Below are 15,122 nucleotides of genomic sequence, written 5' to 3'. Positions count from 1 at the left end.
CCGGCTTTGGTAAAGGTGAATGCTTGGTCGGCGCTTACAGCGCGGTTTCCTTGGTGCTGTTATCAGCACCTTCGGTAGCGCCATAATGGCTCTGCACATAATCCAGGACGATGGACTGGAATTCTTCGGCAATCCGTTCGCCGCGCAGCGTGACTTTTTTCTGACCATCGACGAAGACCGGCGCGGCTGGCGATTCGCCTGTGCCTGGCAGGCTGATGCCGATGTTCGCGTGCTTGGATTCGCCCGGTCCGTTGACGATGCAACCCATGACGGCGACATTCATGTTTTCCACGCCCGGATACTGCTTTTTCCAGACCGGCATCTGCTCGCGCAGGTAAGTCTGGATCTTGTCTGCCAGTTCCTGGAATACCGTCGACGTGGTGCGGCCGCAGCCCGGGCAGGCAATCACCATCGGCGCGAACTTGCGCAAGCCCATGGTTTGCAAAATTTCCTGCGCCACCACGACTTCCTTGGTGCGGTCGCCGCCCGGTTCAGGCGTAAGCGAAATACGGATGGTGTCGCCAATGCCTTCCTGCAGCAGGACCGATAGCGCAGCGGTGGACGCCACGATGCCCTTGCTGCCCATGCCAGCCTCGGTCAGACCCAGATGCAGCGGGTAGTCGCAGCGACGCGCCAGTTCGCGATACACCGCGATCAAATCCTGCACGCCGGAGACCTTGCACGACAAAATAATACGATCGCCCGACAAGCCGAGCTCCTCGGCACGCTGGGCGTTTTCGATCGCGGAAGTCACCAGTGCTTCGTACATCACAGCCTGTGCATTCCAGGGCTGCGCGCGTTTCGCGTTTTCATCCATGATGCGCGCCAGCAGGTTCTGATCCAGGCTCCCCCAATTGACGCCGATGCGCACCGGCTTGTCGAACCTGCAGGCGGCTTCAATCATTTGCGCGAATTGCGTATCGCGTTTGGCGCCCTGCCCTACGTTGCCCGGATTGATGCGATATTTCGACAGCGCACGCGCGCAGTCCGGGTAATCGTTCAGCAGCGTATGACCGTTGTAATGAAAGTCGCCCACCAGCGGCACATCGATACCCATCTTGTCCAGCTGTTCGCGGATTGCCGGCACTGCCGCGGCTGCTTCGGGATTATTGACGGTGATGCGCACGACTTCCGAACCGGCCCGCGCCAGATCCTTGATCTGGATGGCGGTGGCGATGGCATCTGCCGTATCGGTGTTGGTCATCGACTGCACCAGGATCGGTGCGTCGCCGCCAACGATTACTTCACGCGCGCCATGGCGAATCGTGACACGCCGGGACTGTCGCCTGGGATTGGGGCCGGAGCCAATGGGCAGTTTATTGCTTTCCATATTCAGCGTTATTTCAATTTCAGGCGCGCCACATTGTTCTTGGCGTCGGCAGTCAAGTTCACAACCTGTCCGCGATAAGTCACGTCCACACCGCCGGCATTGCCAACCACGAGACGGGCACCAGGCTCGACATCAAAGGATTCGGTCGCGCCCGCAGGCACAAGGCGCGAGGCCACGGCGCTGCCATCCTCGCGCTTGAGTTCGATCCAGGATGCTTCGCGCGCCTTCAGCACCAGTTTTTCGCCAGATTTCGCAGCAGATGCGGAACCCCCGGCGGCTGCCGTCGCCGGCGTCGAAGCTGTGTTCGGAGCCGGCGCCGCAGGTCCGGTAGCCGATGCGACCGGCGCAGATGATGCTGCCGGTGGTGCAACTTGAGTCTGTATTGGCGCCTGAGCAGGAGACTGCGATGCCACAGGCTCGGCAGACGCAGCCGGCACATCTTCCTCGGCCTGCCCCATCGGCACGCCACTACCCGCATCCGCTGCCCCTTGCGATGCGGAACGAACTTCCCGCCCCGGTATGCTCAAGCCTTCCGGTAGTTGTAATTGATCAAGCCATCCCTCATGCCAGGCCAGCCAGCCACTTCCACCAATTGCAAGCAATAATAGAACAACGGCAAGCCATTTTCCGTGGCCATCTGGTCGTTTAACAGGCGGCAAACTCGACTCAGTAAACGTGGCCGACAAGGTACGGCGCAATTCGAGCGATTCCGGGCTGGGAGCATCCTTCTCGGTAATCAGCGCCAGCAGCGGCGCCGGATCGAGCTTGAGCAGCTTGGCATAGGAACGCACGAAGCCACGGGCGATAACCATGCCTGGCAGCGCGACATAATTATCATCTTCCATTGCTTGCACCTGACGCGGCGCGAGGTTGAGCTGATTGGCCACCTGCTCGATGGTCCAGCCAAGGGCCTGGCGGCGCTCGGCAAGCAGGGAACCGGGGCCCGATGCAGATTGTTGCGGCGGCACCGGCACCTGGCCGTTGTCATCCATGCCGACGTCACTCATCAAATGCTCCGCGCTGATAGGCGGCGAATTCTGTCGAATTCGGGAAACGCTTGCTCAATTGGGTGACCAGGCTCAGCTCAGCCGTACGATCGCCCAGCTTGCGCTCGATCTTGATGGCCTGCCACAAGGCTTCCGCGCTCAAGTTTTCGGCACTGATTGCACGCGCAATATAAAAACGCGACTTTTCAAGTTCGCCCCGATCAAAATACAGTCGAGCCAAATTTATATTGGTTAAGACATTGCCCGGCTCCAGGCGAAACGCCTCGTTGAAATAGCGCTCCGCTTCGACTGTTTTCTTCAGGCGCAGGCTGCAGACGCCGGCATTATTCAATGCCTTGGCCGGCGATTGATAAGTGCGATTATTCAGCGCCGCCTCGAAATAAGAAATCGATTGCTCCGCCCGGCCATTCTGGCAAAGATACCAGCCGTAGTTGTTATTGAAATCCGGATTTTGCGGTTGCAAGCGCAGCGCATGCAGGAAGTTATCCTCGGCCAGCCGCACTTCGCCCATGTCCATGTAAATCAGGCCGCGCATGCTGTAAGCCTCGGCAAAATTCGGATCGGCCAGCAAGGCCTGCTTGATTTCATCCAGCGCCACCGGCAGCTGCTGTTGCTGATAATAGCCCACAGCCAATTGCAGCCTTATGCGAGCTCGTCGCTGGTTATCCGTCTGATCCGAACTTGTTGGCAATTCCCTGTCCGATCCTGGCGGACGCGTGCCGGCACAGCCAGCCGCCAAGAATGCTGCCAGGATGATTACGCTCCCCCACTTGCTCATGTCGATACCTCCACGATACGACCAAAATTCTTTCCGAATTTTTTTTGATATTCCGCCATTTTTTTCATGCGTTCCTGCACCCGCGTACGATCCTGCACTTCTCCGGCCAACTGGCCGCAGGCAGCATCGATATCATCGCCACGGGTCTTGCGGATGGTGGTAACGATACCAGCATCCATCAGAATTTGCGCGAATGCCTTGATGCGAGCATTGTCGGAACGGCGCAAGCCCGATTCCGGGAAGGGATTAAAGGGAATCAGGTTGAACTTGCACGGCACTTCCCTGCCCTTGCTCCTGACCAGCGCAATCAGCTCGCGGGCATTCTCGTCGCTGTCATTGACGCCATCCAGCATGCAGTATTCAAAGGTGATGAAGTCGCGCGGCGCAAATTCCAGGTAGCGCTTGCAGGCCGCCATCAATTCAGCCAGCGGATATTTTTTATTCAGCGGCACCAGGCCATCGCGCAGGGCATCGTTGGATGCATGCAGCGATACCGCTAGCGCCACCGGGCATTCCTGCGCCAGCTTGTCGATCATCGGCACCACGCCGCTGGTCGACAGCGTCACGCGGCGGCGCGACAAGCCATAGGCATTATCGTCCAGCATGAGCTTAAGCGCCGTAACTGTCGGCTCGAAATTGAGCAAAGGCTCACCCATGCCCATCATCACGACGTTGGTGATCTGGCGCTCGCCCTTGGGACCAGGCTCGACACCCTTGGTCTTGCGCAACTCGAATTCAGCCATCCACAACTGGCCGATGATTTCACCTACAGCCAGATTGCGGCTGAACCCCTGCTTACCAGTGGAGCAAAAGCGGCAATTGACTGCGCAGCCCGCCTGCGTCGAGATGCATAGCGTGCCGCGATTTTCTTCGGGAATAAATACCGTTTCCACCGCATTGCCCTGGCCGACATCCACCAGCCACTTGCGCGTACCGTCAGCGGAAGTGTGGTCACTGATGATGGACGGCGCACCGATATAGGCGCGCGTGGCCAGCTTATCGCGCAGCGACTTGGCCAGGTCAGTCATGGCATTGAAGTCTGCGGCGCCGAACTGGTGAATCCAGCGTTGCAGTTGCTTGGCGCGAAACGGCTTCTCACCCAACTCTCCGCAGTAGGCGACGAGTTGCGCGGGATCAAGGTCCAGCAGGTTGGTGAGATTATTCATCATTGCAATTCTTTGATATTTGCCGCCGGCAGCCATCGCCAGGCTGCCGCGACCAGGACTAAATTAACGCGAGTAGACGTTCAGAGCCGGGAAGAAATAGGCGATTTCAACGGCAGCGGTTTCAGCAGCGTCGGAGCCATGCACGGCGTTGGCGTCGATGGAATCGGCGAAGTCGGCGCGAATGGTGCCCTTGTCAGCCTTCTTCGGATCGGTGGCGCCCATCAGTTCTCGGTTCTTGGCAATCGCGCCTTCACCTTCCAGCACTTGGATCATGACCGGGCCGGAAACCATGAAGTCGACCAGATCCTTGAAGAAAGGACGCTCGCGGTGCACGGCGTAGAAACCTTCGGCTTCGGCACGCGACAGTTGCGCCATGCGGGCAGCAACGATCTTCAGGCCGGCGTTTTCGAAACGGGTATAGATCTGACCGATCACGTTTTTCGCGACTGCATCTGGTTTGATGATCGATAGGGTGCGCTCAATTGCCATCTAAAAACTCCAATAAAAAGAAGGGGTTAAGGTTAATCATTAAAAATTCAACTAACCTTTGATTTTAGCACGAAACCCCCTCCTCCTGCCCGGTCACTCTCGTAAAACCGGAAGGAATTACTCGGTTTTTTCGGGTTTTACCAATCACTATCTGCTTATCAAGCATGCTATGCTAAAGCCATCATAAAACCTGAAGTAGTACATTGGAGGAAATATGAATCCAAACCTGCAACCTGCCTATTCCACCACTGGCCAGTCGGTGCTGGTACGCAATCGCGTATTGCGCAACACATATCTGTTGCTGGCCCTGTCCATGATTCCAACCGTGCTCGGCGCATGGCTGGGCGTGCAATTCAATTTCTCATTCTTTGCCGGCAGCCCGATGATAGGCTTCATCGCCTTCATGGCGATCGCCTTCGGTTTTATCTACGCCATTGAGAAAACCAAGCACTCCGCGACCGGCGTCGCTGTCTTGCTCGGCTTCACCTTCTTCCTTGGCTTGATGCTCTCACGTCTTATCGGGCATGTCCTGGGTTACTCCAATGGTGCTTCCCTGATCATGACCGCATTCGGCGGAACGGCAGCAATCTTCGCGACGATGGCGACCATTGCCACAGTATCCAAACGCGACTTCTCGGGGCTGGGCAAATGGCTGTTCGTCGGCGTGCTGGTGGCGCTGGTGGCAATGGTTGCCAATATCTTCCTGCAACTGCCCGCCCTGCAACTGGCACTGTCCGTCATCCTGATCGGCATCTTCTCGGCATACATCCTGTATGACGTTCAGCAAGTGGTGAATGGCGGCGAAACGAACTACATCACCGCCACCCTGAGCATTTATCTCGACCTCTACAATATTTTTGCCAATCTGCTATCGATTCTGGGCATCTTTGGCGGGGATGACTGATTTTCTCAAACCCCATGCCAAACCGGCTGAAAGGCCGGTTTTTTTATGCCATGATGCCGGCATCCGGTAGCGAAGTCGTATTCGAACAGCCCCGAACATTCCAAACTGTCATGCGCAAGCGTATTGCCTTCTTTTCCTTATGCAGCCTGTTATTGCTGACGGCCTGCGCCAATTCCAATCTATACTTTGATCCAAAGAAGCCGCATCACCGTCCGAATGGATTCGTCAACAGCAACGCCAATCTGCCGATCGGGAAAATTCCCTGGTACGAGATTCTCTGGCGCCGCATGCGAGGGGATTTCAAGCCGCTGACCGATCCGGAAAGTGGCTATGCCGCGTTTGCGAATCAGTGGAGCACTACTGTCAACTCCCGTCTCATCATGCAACGCCATGACACACCGGCCCTGACCTGGCTTGGCCATGCCGGGATGCTGCTGCAAGTCGGCGGGCGCAATATCCTGATCGATCCACAGTTAAGCGAATTTGCCGGCCCGGCTTCCTGGCTTGCGGCAAAGCGGCGCGTGCCAGCGCCACTGACGGTGGAACAACTCCCCGAAATCGACCTCGTACTGATATCTCATAACCACTATGACCACCTCGACCGCGCGACAGTGGAGAAATTGGCAGCGCGCCAAAAACTACGCTGGCTAGTACCATTGGGTGTCAAAGCCTGGTTTGACGATGAAGGCATTGCCGGCGCCGAAGAAATGGACTGGTGGGACAGCAAAACCGACGGCAAGCTGACTATCCATTTCACGCCCGCCCAGCACTGGAGCAAACGCACGCCATTCGATACCAATGCCAGCTTATGGGGCGGCTTTACCATCGAATGGCGGCCGGCAGGATCGAGTGAAGCCTGGCGCTTCCTCTATACCGGCGATACCGGCTACTCAAACGATTTTGCCGAGATCCGTCGCCGTCTCGGACCAGTGGATTTTCTTGCCGTGCCTATCGGTGCTTACCTGCCTCGTGATTTCATGCAGCCGCAGCACATCAATCCCGATGAAGCCGTGCGCATCGCGCTCGACGTCGAAGCAAGGCAAGGACTGGGAGTTCATTGGGGCACGTTCGAATTGACCCAGGAAGCCTTTGATCAGCCGCCCAAGGATCTGCAAGCGGCGCTGAGGGCGCATAAGCTGCCACCCGACCGCATCCTGCTCTTCAAGCATGGAGAGAGCCGGCAGATTGTGCCTGTGGCCGGCAAAGCGGCTCACTAAAGCAATCGTCGACCGCTCTCCATGAGCGGCATTATCCCGCTTAAGCCTGTTCCGGCAAGTCGAACACGGCGATCGATTCGACGTGCGCGGTGTGCGGAAACATATTGACGACACCCGCCTTCTGCAGCACGTATCCTGCTTCATGCACCAGGACGCCTGCATCGCGCGCCAGTGTCCCCGGATTGCAGGAAACATAGACAATCCGTTTCGGCAGCATGTCCGGCCGTGTCTTGGCGAGTTCCGCCAGCGCCAGCGAGACAGCCAGCGCCCCTTCGCGCGGCGGGTCGACCAGCATGCGGTCGAATTTACCCAGTGCGGCGATATCTTCCGCACTGACTTCGAAGAGGTTACGGCACTGGAATGTCGTCTTGGCTGCCACGCCATTGAATTCAGCGTTCTGCAGCGCGCGCTCCGTCAGCGCCGTGCTGCCTTCGATGCCCATGACTTCACGCGCCTGCGTCGCCAGCGGCAGGGTGAAATTGCCGATCCCGCAAAAGAGATCCGCCACGCGATCCTGCGGCTGCACATCCAGGAGACGTAAGGCGCGCGAAACCAGCACGCGGTTGATCTGGTGATTCACCTGGGTGAAATCGGTCGGCTTGAACGGCATGCGGATGCCGAATTCAGGCAGCACGTATTCCAGCTTCGAATCCGCAGGATAGAAGGGATAGACCGTGTCCGGCCCCTTGGGCTGCAGCCACCAGTGGATTTTGTGCAGGTCGGCGAAGGCTTTCAGTTTTGCCTCGTCATCTGGCGTCAACGGCTCCATGTTGCGCATCACCAGCACGGTGACATTTTCCTGTTCGCCCGCGCCGACCGCCAGTTCAAGCTGCGGCATGCGGTCGCAAATCGATAGCGAGCCGATCAGTTCGCGCAGCGGCACCAGCAAGGCTGACACGTTGGGAGGCAGGATGTCGCAAGTCTTCATATCAGCGATGAAGCTTGAGCGCTTCTCATGAAAGCCGACCAGTATCCCACCCTTCTTGACGACGTTGCGCACCGAGATGCGCGCACGGTAACGGTATCCCCAGGTCGGTCCGTAAATCGGCCGGAGAATCGTCGCGGCCTGCACTTTGGCCAGGTGCTTGAAGTTATCTTCCAGCACGCGCTGCTTCATGGCGACCTGCGCATCAGGATCGAGGTGCTGCATCGAGCAACCGCCGCAGATGCCGAAGTGCGGGCATTTAGGCTTGACGCGCAACGACGACTCCTGCACCAGGTCCATCATTGTGGCAGCTTCCCATTTCGGCTTCTTGCGGAATGACTGATAGGTGACGCGTTCGCCAGGCAGCGCGCCTTCGACGAAAATGACCTTCCCCGGCGTGCCGTCTTCATTGATCAAATGACCAACGCCGCGGCCTTCCATGTCGAGGGATTCGATATCGATAATATTGGACTGCATAGATAAATCGGCAAAACTGGATAAGACGCCGCCAAGGGGCGCGCAATGGCCCGACATGATAAAGCAATCCGCCCGGGAAGGCATCCCGGAATGGTGCTGCAGGCGGATGACTTGTGTTTAAGGCTTGGTTGAGGCTCAGGGAGCCGGCCAGGCATCCAGGTATTCGGACCAGTGAGGACTGTCGATCTTCGACAGTACGGAACGCACCAGTTCCAGCTCATAGGCATAGGCGTCGTAACTCATGTCCCCGCGCATCATCTGGAAGCGACAATACATCAGATAAGTATTGACGACGTCAGTCTCGCAATAGTCGCGGATTTCCTTCAGGCGCCCTTCCTGGCAGAGCGTCCAGACCTGTGAACCATCCACGCCCAGCTTGCCCGGAAAGCCGCACAATTTGGCAAGATCATCCAATGGCGCATTGGCGCGCCCGGTATACATCGCCAGCAAATCCATCAAGTCGAGGTGACGCGTATGGTAGCGGCTGATGTAATTGTTCCACTTGAAGTCGCGATCCTCGTTACCCATTTCCCAGTAACGCGGCGCCGCGACGCCATTGAGCAGTGCGCGGTAATGTAAAACCGGCAAATCGAAACCGCCGCCGTTCCAGGACACGAGCTGCGGGGTATAGCGGTCGATCACGCGAAAGAAATCGCCGACCAGCTTGGCTTCACCGTCTTCCGGCGTTCCCAGCGAACGGACCCGGAAGCCTTCCTTGTCGCGGAACACGCAGGATATGGCAGCGACCCGATGCAAATGATGCGGCAAAAAATCCGAACCGGTCTTTTCGCGGCGCGCCGCGAAGGCCAGTTCCGCCACTTCGGCGTCGCTCATGTCGGCCGGGTGGCCATGCAAACGGCGCAAGCCATCGACATCGGGAATCGTCTCGATGTCGAACACCATGATCGGGGTCACAACAATGCATCCTTTCCAACCCCGTTCGAGGTCAATGCGCGTTTGAGTTTGATGAGAGCTTCCTGTTGAATTTGCCGTACCCGCTCGCGCGTCACGCCCATTTCATCGGCCAGTTCTTCGAGCGTGGCCGGGTCGTCATTGTCGAGGCCGAAGCGACGCAGGATGACGATGCGCTGCTTGTCCGGCAGCTTGCCGAGCCAGTCGCGCACCTTGGCCACCATTTCGCCGAGTTCGGCGCGGGAGTCGGGACTATCGGCAGCGTCGCCGGGCAGCATGTCCATCAGGCTGGCCTGCGGGTCATTTTCGAGCGGCGCATCGAGCGACGTGGCGTGCTCCGACAAGGCGAGGATATCCTGCACATCCTCCACCGCCCGGTCGACCAGGTGCGCGATATCCTCGGCAGTGGCGTCCTTGCCATCGCGGTGCTGCGCTTCCAGGTGGTACTTGGCGCGCAGGATCTGGTTCAGTTCGCGCACCATGTGCACCGGCAGACGCACGGTACGCGCCTGGTTCATGATGGCTCGCTCGATACTCTGGCGGATCCACCAGGTGGCGTAGGTAGAGAAACGGAAGCCGCGCTCGGGCTCGAACTTGTCGATGGCGCGCATGAGGCCGAGGTTGCCTTCCTCGATGAGGTCGAGCAGCACAACGCCGCGGTTGATGTAATGCTTGGCGATCGAGACCACGAGGCGGAGGTTATGCTCGATCATTTTCTGCCGCGCCTCGAAGTTACCCTGCTTGGCGAGCGTGGCGTAATGCACTTCTTCGGCTGCCGACAGCAGCGGGCGAGCGCCGATCTGGTTCAGGTAATGTTGAGTGGTGTCGGTCGAAAGTTCGGCAGCAAGCACTGTTTTGAGTTCATCGACCGTGTCGACCTCGGCTACGCGAGGAGTGATGATGCCGTCTTCCAAGCCCTCGCCGGCCTGTTGCTCAGTGAGATCGATGGGCATGTCGGATGCGTCATCCGGCTGCATGTCATCATCAAGCGGGGGACGAGGGCTTCGTGTCATTTATCGGTTGGGCAGGAATTTTGCTGGATCGACCGGTTTTCCTTGCTGACGAATCTCAAAATGGAGCTTGACCGCATCGGCGTCAGTATTACCCATTTCTGCAATTCTGTCGCCTTTGTTCACAGTTTGACCCTCCTTGACCAGGATGGTTTTATTGTGCGCATAGGCGGACAACAGGTTATTGGTATGTTTAACGATAACAAGATTGCCATAGCCGCGAATACCGCTGCCTGCGTACATCACCTTGCCGCCTGCAGCGGCCAGTACAGGCTCGCCCGTCTTGCCGCCAATATCGATTCCTTTCCGGCCGGCGTCAAATCCGCCAAGAATTTTGCCCTGCGCTGGCCAAATCCAGGAAATGCCTGCGTCCTCGTCGTTGATATTGCCCCCCGCGACGGCCGGCTTGTCTGCGGCTTTCTCCGTTGGCTTGGTTACTGTCTGAGATGGGACAACCGTCGATGTTACTGTGTCTGGCTTTTGCAGTTCGGCCAGCGCGGCATCGGAATACGGCTTCTTGTCGCCGCGTGGCCCGGTCTTGAGCGGTACGTTGGCGGCAGCTGTGCCAGTATTAGAAGCGGCAGTGCCCGCATTTGCAGCTGACGGCGGCGCGTTCAGCGGCCTGACTTCGATCGCAGGCACGGCAGCCGAACCGGTGGCAGCCGTAGAAGCTGGAACACCGTTTGATGTCACGCGCAAGACTTGTCCGACCTGGATATCGTTGGCGCTGGCAAGGTTGTTCCATGCAACCAGGTCGCGCATGTTTTGGCCGAAATCCTGAGAAATCTGGAACAGGGTATCGCCTTTCCTCACCGTGTAGTTACCATGGCTATCCATCTTCCTCGGGCCGCTGGCGACAGCCGACGACTGGCTATCGGTGCGCGCCGTCTTGTCGACGATAGGGGCCGGCGAACGCGGCGACGAGGCGCAAGCCGCCAGCAGCGCTGCCAGGGTAATCGGTAATACCAGACGCATCGTTGTAGTTCTCTTTGATTTCATGGTTTGCAAATGCATACTCCCTTCATACCGTGCCGGGACGAAGCGGCACGAAGTGGCAGGCTTCCAGCGTCGAACTGGTCCACTCGGTTTGACTTGTCCGCTCGATCAATTGCAGCACCTGGTGTCGCGCGCCGACAGGCGCAACCAGCCTCCCGCCGATCGTCAGTTGTTCCAGCAAGGCCTGCGGAACTTCCAGACCGGCCGCCGCCAGAATGATACCGTCGAATGGCGCCGCTTGCGGCAAGCCGAGCATGCCGTCGCCGTAATGCAGGCGAATATTCGCGATCCGCATGGGCCGGAGATTCGATTTGGCCAGTTCATGCAGCGGCTTGATGCGCTCGATCGAAAACACTTCCTTGGCGACCAGCGATAGCACCGCTGCCTGGTAGCCGCAGCCTGTGCCGATTTCCAGCACGCGGTTAAGTTCGCCGCCAAGGCGATTAGCGCGCATGATCTCGATCATCCGCGCCACGATGTACGGTTGCGAAATGGTCTGATGGTAGCCGATCGGCAGCGACGCATCGATATACGCCTGGCTGGCCAGACCCGGCTCCATGAACAGATGACGCTGCACCTCCATCATGGCGGCCAGGACCTTGGTATCCCGCACTCCCTGTTTTGCCACGCGCTCGACCATCGCCTTGCGCACCCCTTCCGATACCAGCGGCGCAGCGCGCGTGCCAGTCGAAGCGGATGGCACAGCAGCGCTCGCCCCTGCCAATCTGGCAGCCGTCGTCAAGGATGGCGAAACCGGCTTGGCCACCGGTTTTGACGAAGCGGTATTGGGCAGCTCTCGCTTGCCAAGCTCGACGGCGTTACGCGCAGCAGTCTGACTCGACGCCGCTTCGCCCGGGCGGCGTTTCGCTGCTCCCTGCTTTTCCACCACGGATGACAATGTCAGCGGAAAGCGCTTGGTCTTCTCAGTCATGGCAAATCCCGGCAAGCGCATCGAGTTGCGCGACATGAGTCAGGTCGACTTGCAGCGGCGTGATGGATACATGGCCCGCGGCGGTCGCATGAAAATCCGTCCCCGGACCGGTATCCTTGGCAGCGCCAGCCGGGCCGATCCAGAAAATTTCTCTGCCCTGCGGGTCATGAGCGCGAATCACGGCTTCCGACTGATGCCGCTTGCCCAGCCTGGTCGGCAGGATCTTGCCGAGCTTCTCGTAAGGCCGATTGGGAATGTTCACATTCAGCAGATAGGGCTTTTGCAAGGCATCGAAACGCCGCAGGACGATTTCCCTTGCCACGCGCGCGGCGGCATCCAGCTCCTTCCAGCCCTTTTCCACCTGGGAGAAGGCAATCGCCGGTATGCCGAACAGGTAGCCTTCCGTCGCTGCGGCCACCGTACCTGAATACAGCGTATCGTCGCCCATGTTCTGTCCCTGGTTGATACCGGAAACGACCAGGTCCGGCTTTTCGGACAGCACGCCGGTCAAGGCAATGTGCACGCAATCCGACGGCGTACCATTGACAAAATAGAAACCATTCGCTGCCCTGAATACCGACAAGGGCCGGTCCAGCGTCAGGGAATTGGAGCATCCCGATCGATTGCTATCCGGCGCCACGACGGTAATGTCGGCGATCGGCGCCAAAGCTTCTGCCAAGGCACTGATGCCGGGCGCCAGATAGCCATCGTCGTTACTGACAAGAATTTTCATAAGTAAATTTTACCTGAAGCATTACCGTATTCAGCCTATGTTTCAAGGAAATCATCCTGCCACGCCTGAATGAACGAAAGCTGACAACACGACTTTCATGGTCACCCGACGCTTTGCGGCATCGGAATACTCTCAACTTCTCGGGAAATTATTTATCGCATTCCGCTTAATCCGGCTGCGCGGACTCTTCCTCTTCTACAGGAATCGGTTGCGCTTGGCCGGAAAAGAATGCGTGGACATCGGCAGCAACCCGGGTGCGCTTGAATGGCGGCAAACTTTGCCAGATGCGCCGCCCATATGGCTTGGAGATCAGGCGAGGATCGCAAATCATCAATACGCCACGGTCTTTCTCGTCGCGGATGAGACGTCCGGCGCCCTGCTTAAGGGTGATGACGGCTTCCGGCAACTGGTGATGCACAAAGCCGTTCAAGCCTTTTCGCTCCAGCGCCTCGATACGCGCTGCCAGCACCGGGTCGTCGGGCGGCGCGAACGGCAGCTTGTCGATGATGACCAGCGATAGCGCATCGCCGCGCACGTCCACGCCTTCCCAGAAACTTTGACTGCCGATCAGCACCGCGTTGCCGCTGCTGCGAAAGCGGTCGAGCAATTCGGTGCGTCCCGCCTCGCCTTGCACCAGCAACGGGAATGGCAGCTTGCGCGCCTCGAACTCGGCACGCAAGCGTTCCGCCGCGCGATTGACGGCGCGGATGGTGGTGCATAACAGGAAGGTGCGTCCGCCTGCTGCCTCGATCATCGGCAGCGCGGCGTCGATCACCGCATCGGTGTAGCCGGGCGAATTCGGCTGCGGCAGGTCTGTCGGCACATACAGCAAGCCTTGATTACCATAGTCGAACGGGCTCGGCCAAGTGCGGGCCGGTGCATCCCACAAGCCCATTTGCGAAGCATAGTGGTGAAAATCGTTTTTCACCGCCAGCGTGGCCGACGTGAATATCCAGGCGCGCGGCGTACCCTCGCGCTGCTTGGCGAAGATCGGGGCGATCGATAGCGGCGTCTTGTGCAGCTGCAGCGACGAGGTAAACGCCTCGACCCACAGCACCGCATCCAGATCCTTGGCGGCCTCGCCTGAAACCGCAGTGCTGGCAGTCTTCCAGGCCTCGATCTTGGTAGAGAGTTCATGCGCGCGCACGCGGCACTGCTCGATGGTCTCGGCGCGCTCTGCCTGCGCCTGCAGCACCGCAATCATGTCGTCCAGTTCATCGAGGAGCTTGTCGAGCGCCGGGAAAAACGGGCTGGATGGCGCGATCTGATTGACCGCCAGGCGCACGATATCCTGTGAAAACGTCAGGCGCAGGTCGCGCGCGGCGCGGTCGACCTGTCCGGTCACTTTCGACCAGTCGGCGCCATCGCGCGCATGCGCCAGTCCCTCGGCCAGCACGTCGCGGCACAGTTCAATTACCTGCGCGGTCGAGACGGTTTCGCCGAAAAACAGCGATGCGGTTTCCGGAAGCTGATGGGCTTCGTCGAAGACAATCGTATTTGCCGAAGGAAGCAGTTCGGCGATGCCGGTATCCTTCAGCGCCACGTCGGCGAAGAAAAGATGATGATTCACCACTACCACGTCAGCCTGCTGCGCCTCGCGGCGCGCCTTCATGACGAAGCAATCCTGGTAATACTGACACTCCGCGCCCATGCAGTTGTCGCGCGTCGACGTCACCAGGTTCCACACCGGCGCGGTTTCGGGCACTCGCGACAGCTCCGCCTTGTCGCCCGTGCTGCTGGTCTTGGCGAAGCGCGAGATCTCGCGCAGGTAACCGACATCCTCGCGTGAGGTCAGCCGACCGTTCTGCAGCGTGCGCTCCAGGTGAAAATGGCAAAGGTAATTGGCGCGCCCTTTCAGCAGCGCGACCGACACCGGCGCGCTCAAGGCCTTGCGCACGGTGGGAATATCGCGCAGGAACAGTTGATCCTGCAGGTTCTTGGTACCGGTGGAGACAATCACTTTCCCGCCCCACAACAGGGACGGCACCAGATAGGCGAAGGTCTTTCCCGTACCGGTTCCGGCTTCGGCGATCAGACTGGCCTGGCGCGCAATCGCGTCGGCGATCGCCTTGGCCATTTCGGTTTGCGATTGGCGCGGATGAAAGCCCGGCACAGCCTGCCCCAGCAGACCTGCGGCATCGAATAACTGCTCGACTTCCTGGTCGTGGGTGCCGGTGTCGCCGGATATGGGAGTTTCTTGAGTCAAGGTATTTCTATGTCACTGTATGAACCGGCCTGGCCGCTGCC

14 protein-coding genes are annotated in these 15,122 nt (G+C 58.7%); 2 read left to right on the top strand and 12 right to left on the bottom strand.

Going from position 1 to position 15,122, the window contains the following annotated elements:
* Positions 1-34: 34 nt before the first annotated feature.
* From ispG to ndk, 5 genes are read right to left on the bottom strand one after another with little or no spacing between them, the layout of a single operon-like run.
* A complete protein-coding gene (ispG, locus tag EDC30_RS17950) occupies positions 35-1,330 on the bottom strand; it encodes a flavodoxin-dependent (E)-4-hydroxy-3-methylbut-2-enyl-diphosphate synthase (RefSeq protein WP_132260243.1) in 1,296 nt (431 codons plus the stop codon).
* Between the two features lie 8 nt (positions 1,331-1,338).
* Positions 1,339-2,337: a helix-turn-helix domain-containing protein gene (locus tag EDC30_RS17945; protein ID WP_132260242.1), complete on the bottom strand. Its 999-nt coding sequence runs from the start codon at positions 2,335-2,337 to the stop codon at positions 1,339-1,341.
* Positions 2,330-3,115, bottom strand: coding sequence for a type IV pilus biogenesis/stability protein PilW (pilW, locus tag EDC30_RS17940; protein ID WP_132260241.1), 786 nt, complete (start codon positions 3,113-3,115; stop codon positions 2,330-2,332). The genes EDC30_RS17945 and pilW overlap by 8 nt, the downstream gene beginning before the upstream one ends.
* On the bottom strand, positions 3,112-4,284 hold the full coding sequence (rlmN, locus tag EDC30_RS17935; RefSeq protein WP_132260240.1) for a dual-specificity RNA methyltransferase RlmN: 1,173 nt from the start codon (positions 4,282-4,284) through the stop codon (positions 3,112-3,114). Before rlmN ends, pilW begins: the two co-directional genes overlap by 4 nt.
* A gap of 60 nt (positions 4,285-4,344) precedes the next feature.
* Positions 4,345-4,770, bottom strand: coding sequence for a nucleoside-diphosphate kinase (gene ndk, locus EDC30_RS17930; RefSeq protein ID WP_132260239.1), 426 nt, complete (start codon positions 4,768-4,770; stop codon positions 4,345-4,347).
* A gap of 214 nt (positions 4,771-4,984) precedes the next feature.
* Here ndk and EDC30_RS17925 point away from each other — a divergent pair, with 214 nt between their 5' ends.
* Entirely contained in the window at positions 4,985-5,674 is a 690-nt protein-coding gene (locus tag EDC30_RS17925; protein WP_132260238.1) for a Bax inhibitor-1/YccA family protein, read from the top strand.
* A 110-nt stretch (positions 5,675-5,784) separates the two neighbouring features.
* A complete protein-coding gene (locus EDC30_RS17920; protein WP_132260237.1) occupies positions 5,785-6,891 on the top strand; it encodes an MBL fold metallo-hydrolase in 1,107 nt (368 codons plus the stop codon).
* Between the two features lie 40 nt (positions 6,892-6,931).
* Here the strand turns inward: EDC30_RS17920 and rlmD are convergent, their stop codons facing one another.
* The 7 genes from rlmD to yoaA form a co-directional block, all read right to left on the bottom strand.
* Positions 6,932-8,293, bottom strand: a complete 1,362-nt coding sequence (gene rlmD, locus EDC30_RS17915; protein ID WP_132260236.1) for a 23S rRNA (uracil(1939)-C(5))-methyltransferase RlmD — start codon at positions 8,291-8,293, stop codon at positions 6,932-6,934.
* A gap of 135 nt (positions 8,294-8,428) precedes the next feature.
* On the bottom strand, positions 8,429-9,208 hold the full coding sequence (locus tag EDC30_RS17910) for a 3'-5' exonuclease (RefSeq protein WP_132260235.1): 780 nt from the start codon (positions 9,206-9,208) through the stop codon (positions 8,429-8,431).
* Positions 9,205-10,182, bottom strand: coding sequence for an RNA polymerase sigma factor RpoS (gene rpoS, locus EDC30_RS17905; protein ID WP_424446959.1), 978 nt, complete (start codon positions 10,180-10,182; stop codon positions 9,205-9,207). The genes EDC30_RS17910 and rpoS overlap by 4 nt, the downstream gene beginning before the upstream one ends.
* A 36-nt stretch (positions 10,183-10,218) precedes the next feature.
* Positions 10,219-11,190 carry a peptidoglycan DD-metalloendopeptidase family protein gene (locus tag EDC30_RS17900; protein ID WP_243656849.1) on the bottom strand — a complete coding sequence of 324 codons (972 nt, stop codon included), beginning with the start codon at positions 11,188-11,190 and terminating at the stop codon, positions 10,219-10,221.
* A 46-nt stretch (positions 11,191-11,236) separates the two neighbouring features.
* A complete protein-coding gene (locus tag EDC30_RS17895) occupies positions 11,237-12,142 on the bottom strand; it encodes a protein-L-isoaspartate(D-aspartate) O-methyltransferase (protein ID WP_132260232.1) in 906 nt (301 codons plus the stop codon).
* Positions 12,135-12,875, bottom strand: coding sequence for a 5'/3'-nucleotidase SurE (gene surE, locus EDC30_RS17890; RefSeq protein ID WP_132260231.1), 741 nt, complete (start codon positions 12,873-12,875; stop codon positions 12,135-12,137). Before surE ends, EDC30_RS17895 begins: the two co-directional genes overlap by 8 nt.
* A 166-nt stretch (positions 12,876-13,041) precedes the next feature.
* Positions 13,042-15,081, bottom strand: a complete 2,040-nt coding sequence (gene yoaA, locus EDC30_RS17885; protein WP_132260230.1) for a DNA repair helicase YoaA — start codon at positions 15,079-15,081, stop codon at positions 13,042-13,044.
* Positions 15,082-15,122: the final 41 nt, after the last annotated feature.

This window comes from Paucimonas lemoignei, assembly GCF_004342585.1.
Taxonomy (GTDB): domain Bacteria; phylum Pseudomonadota; class Gammaproteobacteria; order Burkholderiales; family Burkholderiaceae_D; genus Paucimonas; species Paucimonas lemoignei.
Note: the sequence above shows the minus strand (reverse complement) of the source record. Positions and strands in the feature narration are given on the sequence as shown.

Excerpts from the sequence above, each read along its gene's own strand:
- EDC30_RS17945 (WP_132260242.1), bottom strand. The coding sequence starts at position 2,337 with ATGAGTGACGTCGGCATGGATGACAACGGCCAGGTGCCGGTGCCGCCG.
- rlmD (WP_132260236.1), bottom strand. The coding sequence starts at position 8,293 with ATGCAGTCCAATATTATCGATATCGAATCCCTCGACATGGAAGGCCGC.
- EDC30_RS17925 (WP_132260238.1), top strand. The coding sequence starts at position 4,985 with ATGAATCCAAACCTGCAACCTGCCTATTCCACCACTGGCCAGTCGGTG.
- EDC30_RS17920 (WP_132260237.1), top strand. The coding sequence starts at position 5,785 with ATGCGCAAGCGTATTGCCTTCTTTTCCTTATGCAGCCTGTTATTGCTG.
- rpoS (WP_424446959.1), bottom strand. The coding sequence starts at position 10,182 with ATGCAGCCGGATGACGCATCCGACATGCCCATCGATCTCACTGAGCAA.
- ispG (WP_132260243.1), bottom strand. The coding sequence starts at position 1,330 with ATGGAAAGCAATAAACTGCCCATTGGCTCCGGCCCCAATCCCAGGCGA.
- surE (WP_132260231.1), bottom strand. The coding sequence starts at position 12,875 with ATGAAAATTCTTGTCAGTAACGACGATGGCTATCTGGCGCCCGGCATC.
- pilW (WP_132260241.1), bottom strand. The coding sequence starts at position 3,115 with ATGAGCAAGTGGGGGAGCGTAATCATCCTGGCAGCATTCTTGGCGGCT.
- EDC30_RS17895 (WP_132260232.1), bottom strand. The coding sequence starts at position 12,142 with ATGACTGAGAAGACCAAGCGCTTTCCGCTGACATTGTCATCCGTGGTG.
- rlmN (WP_132260240.1), bottom strand. The coding sequence starts at position 4,284 with ATGATGAATAATCTCACCAACCTGCTGGACCTTGATCCCGCGCAACTC.
- ndk (WP_132260239.1), bottom strand. The coding sequence starts at position 4,770 with ATGGCAATTGAGCGCACCCTATCGATCATCAAACCAGATGCAGTCGCG.
- EDC30_RS17900 (WP_243656849.1), bottom strand. The coding sequence starts at position 11,190 with ATGCGTCTGGTATTACCGATTACCCTGGCAGCGCTGCTGGCGGCTTGC.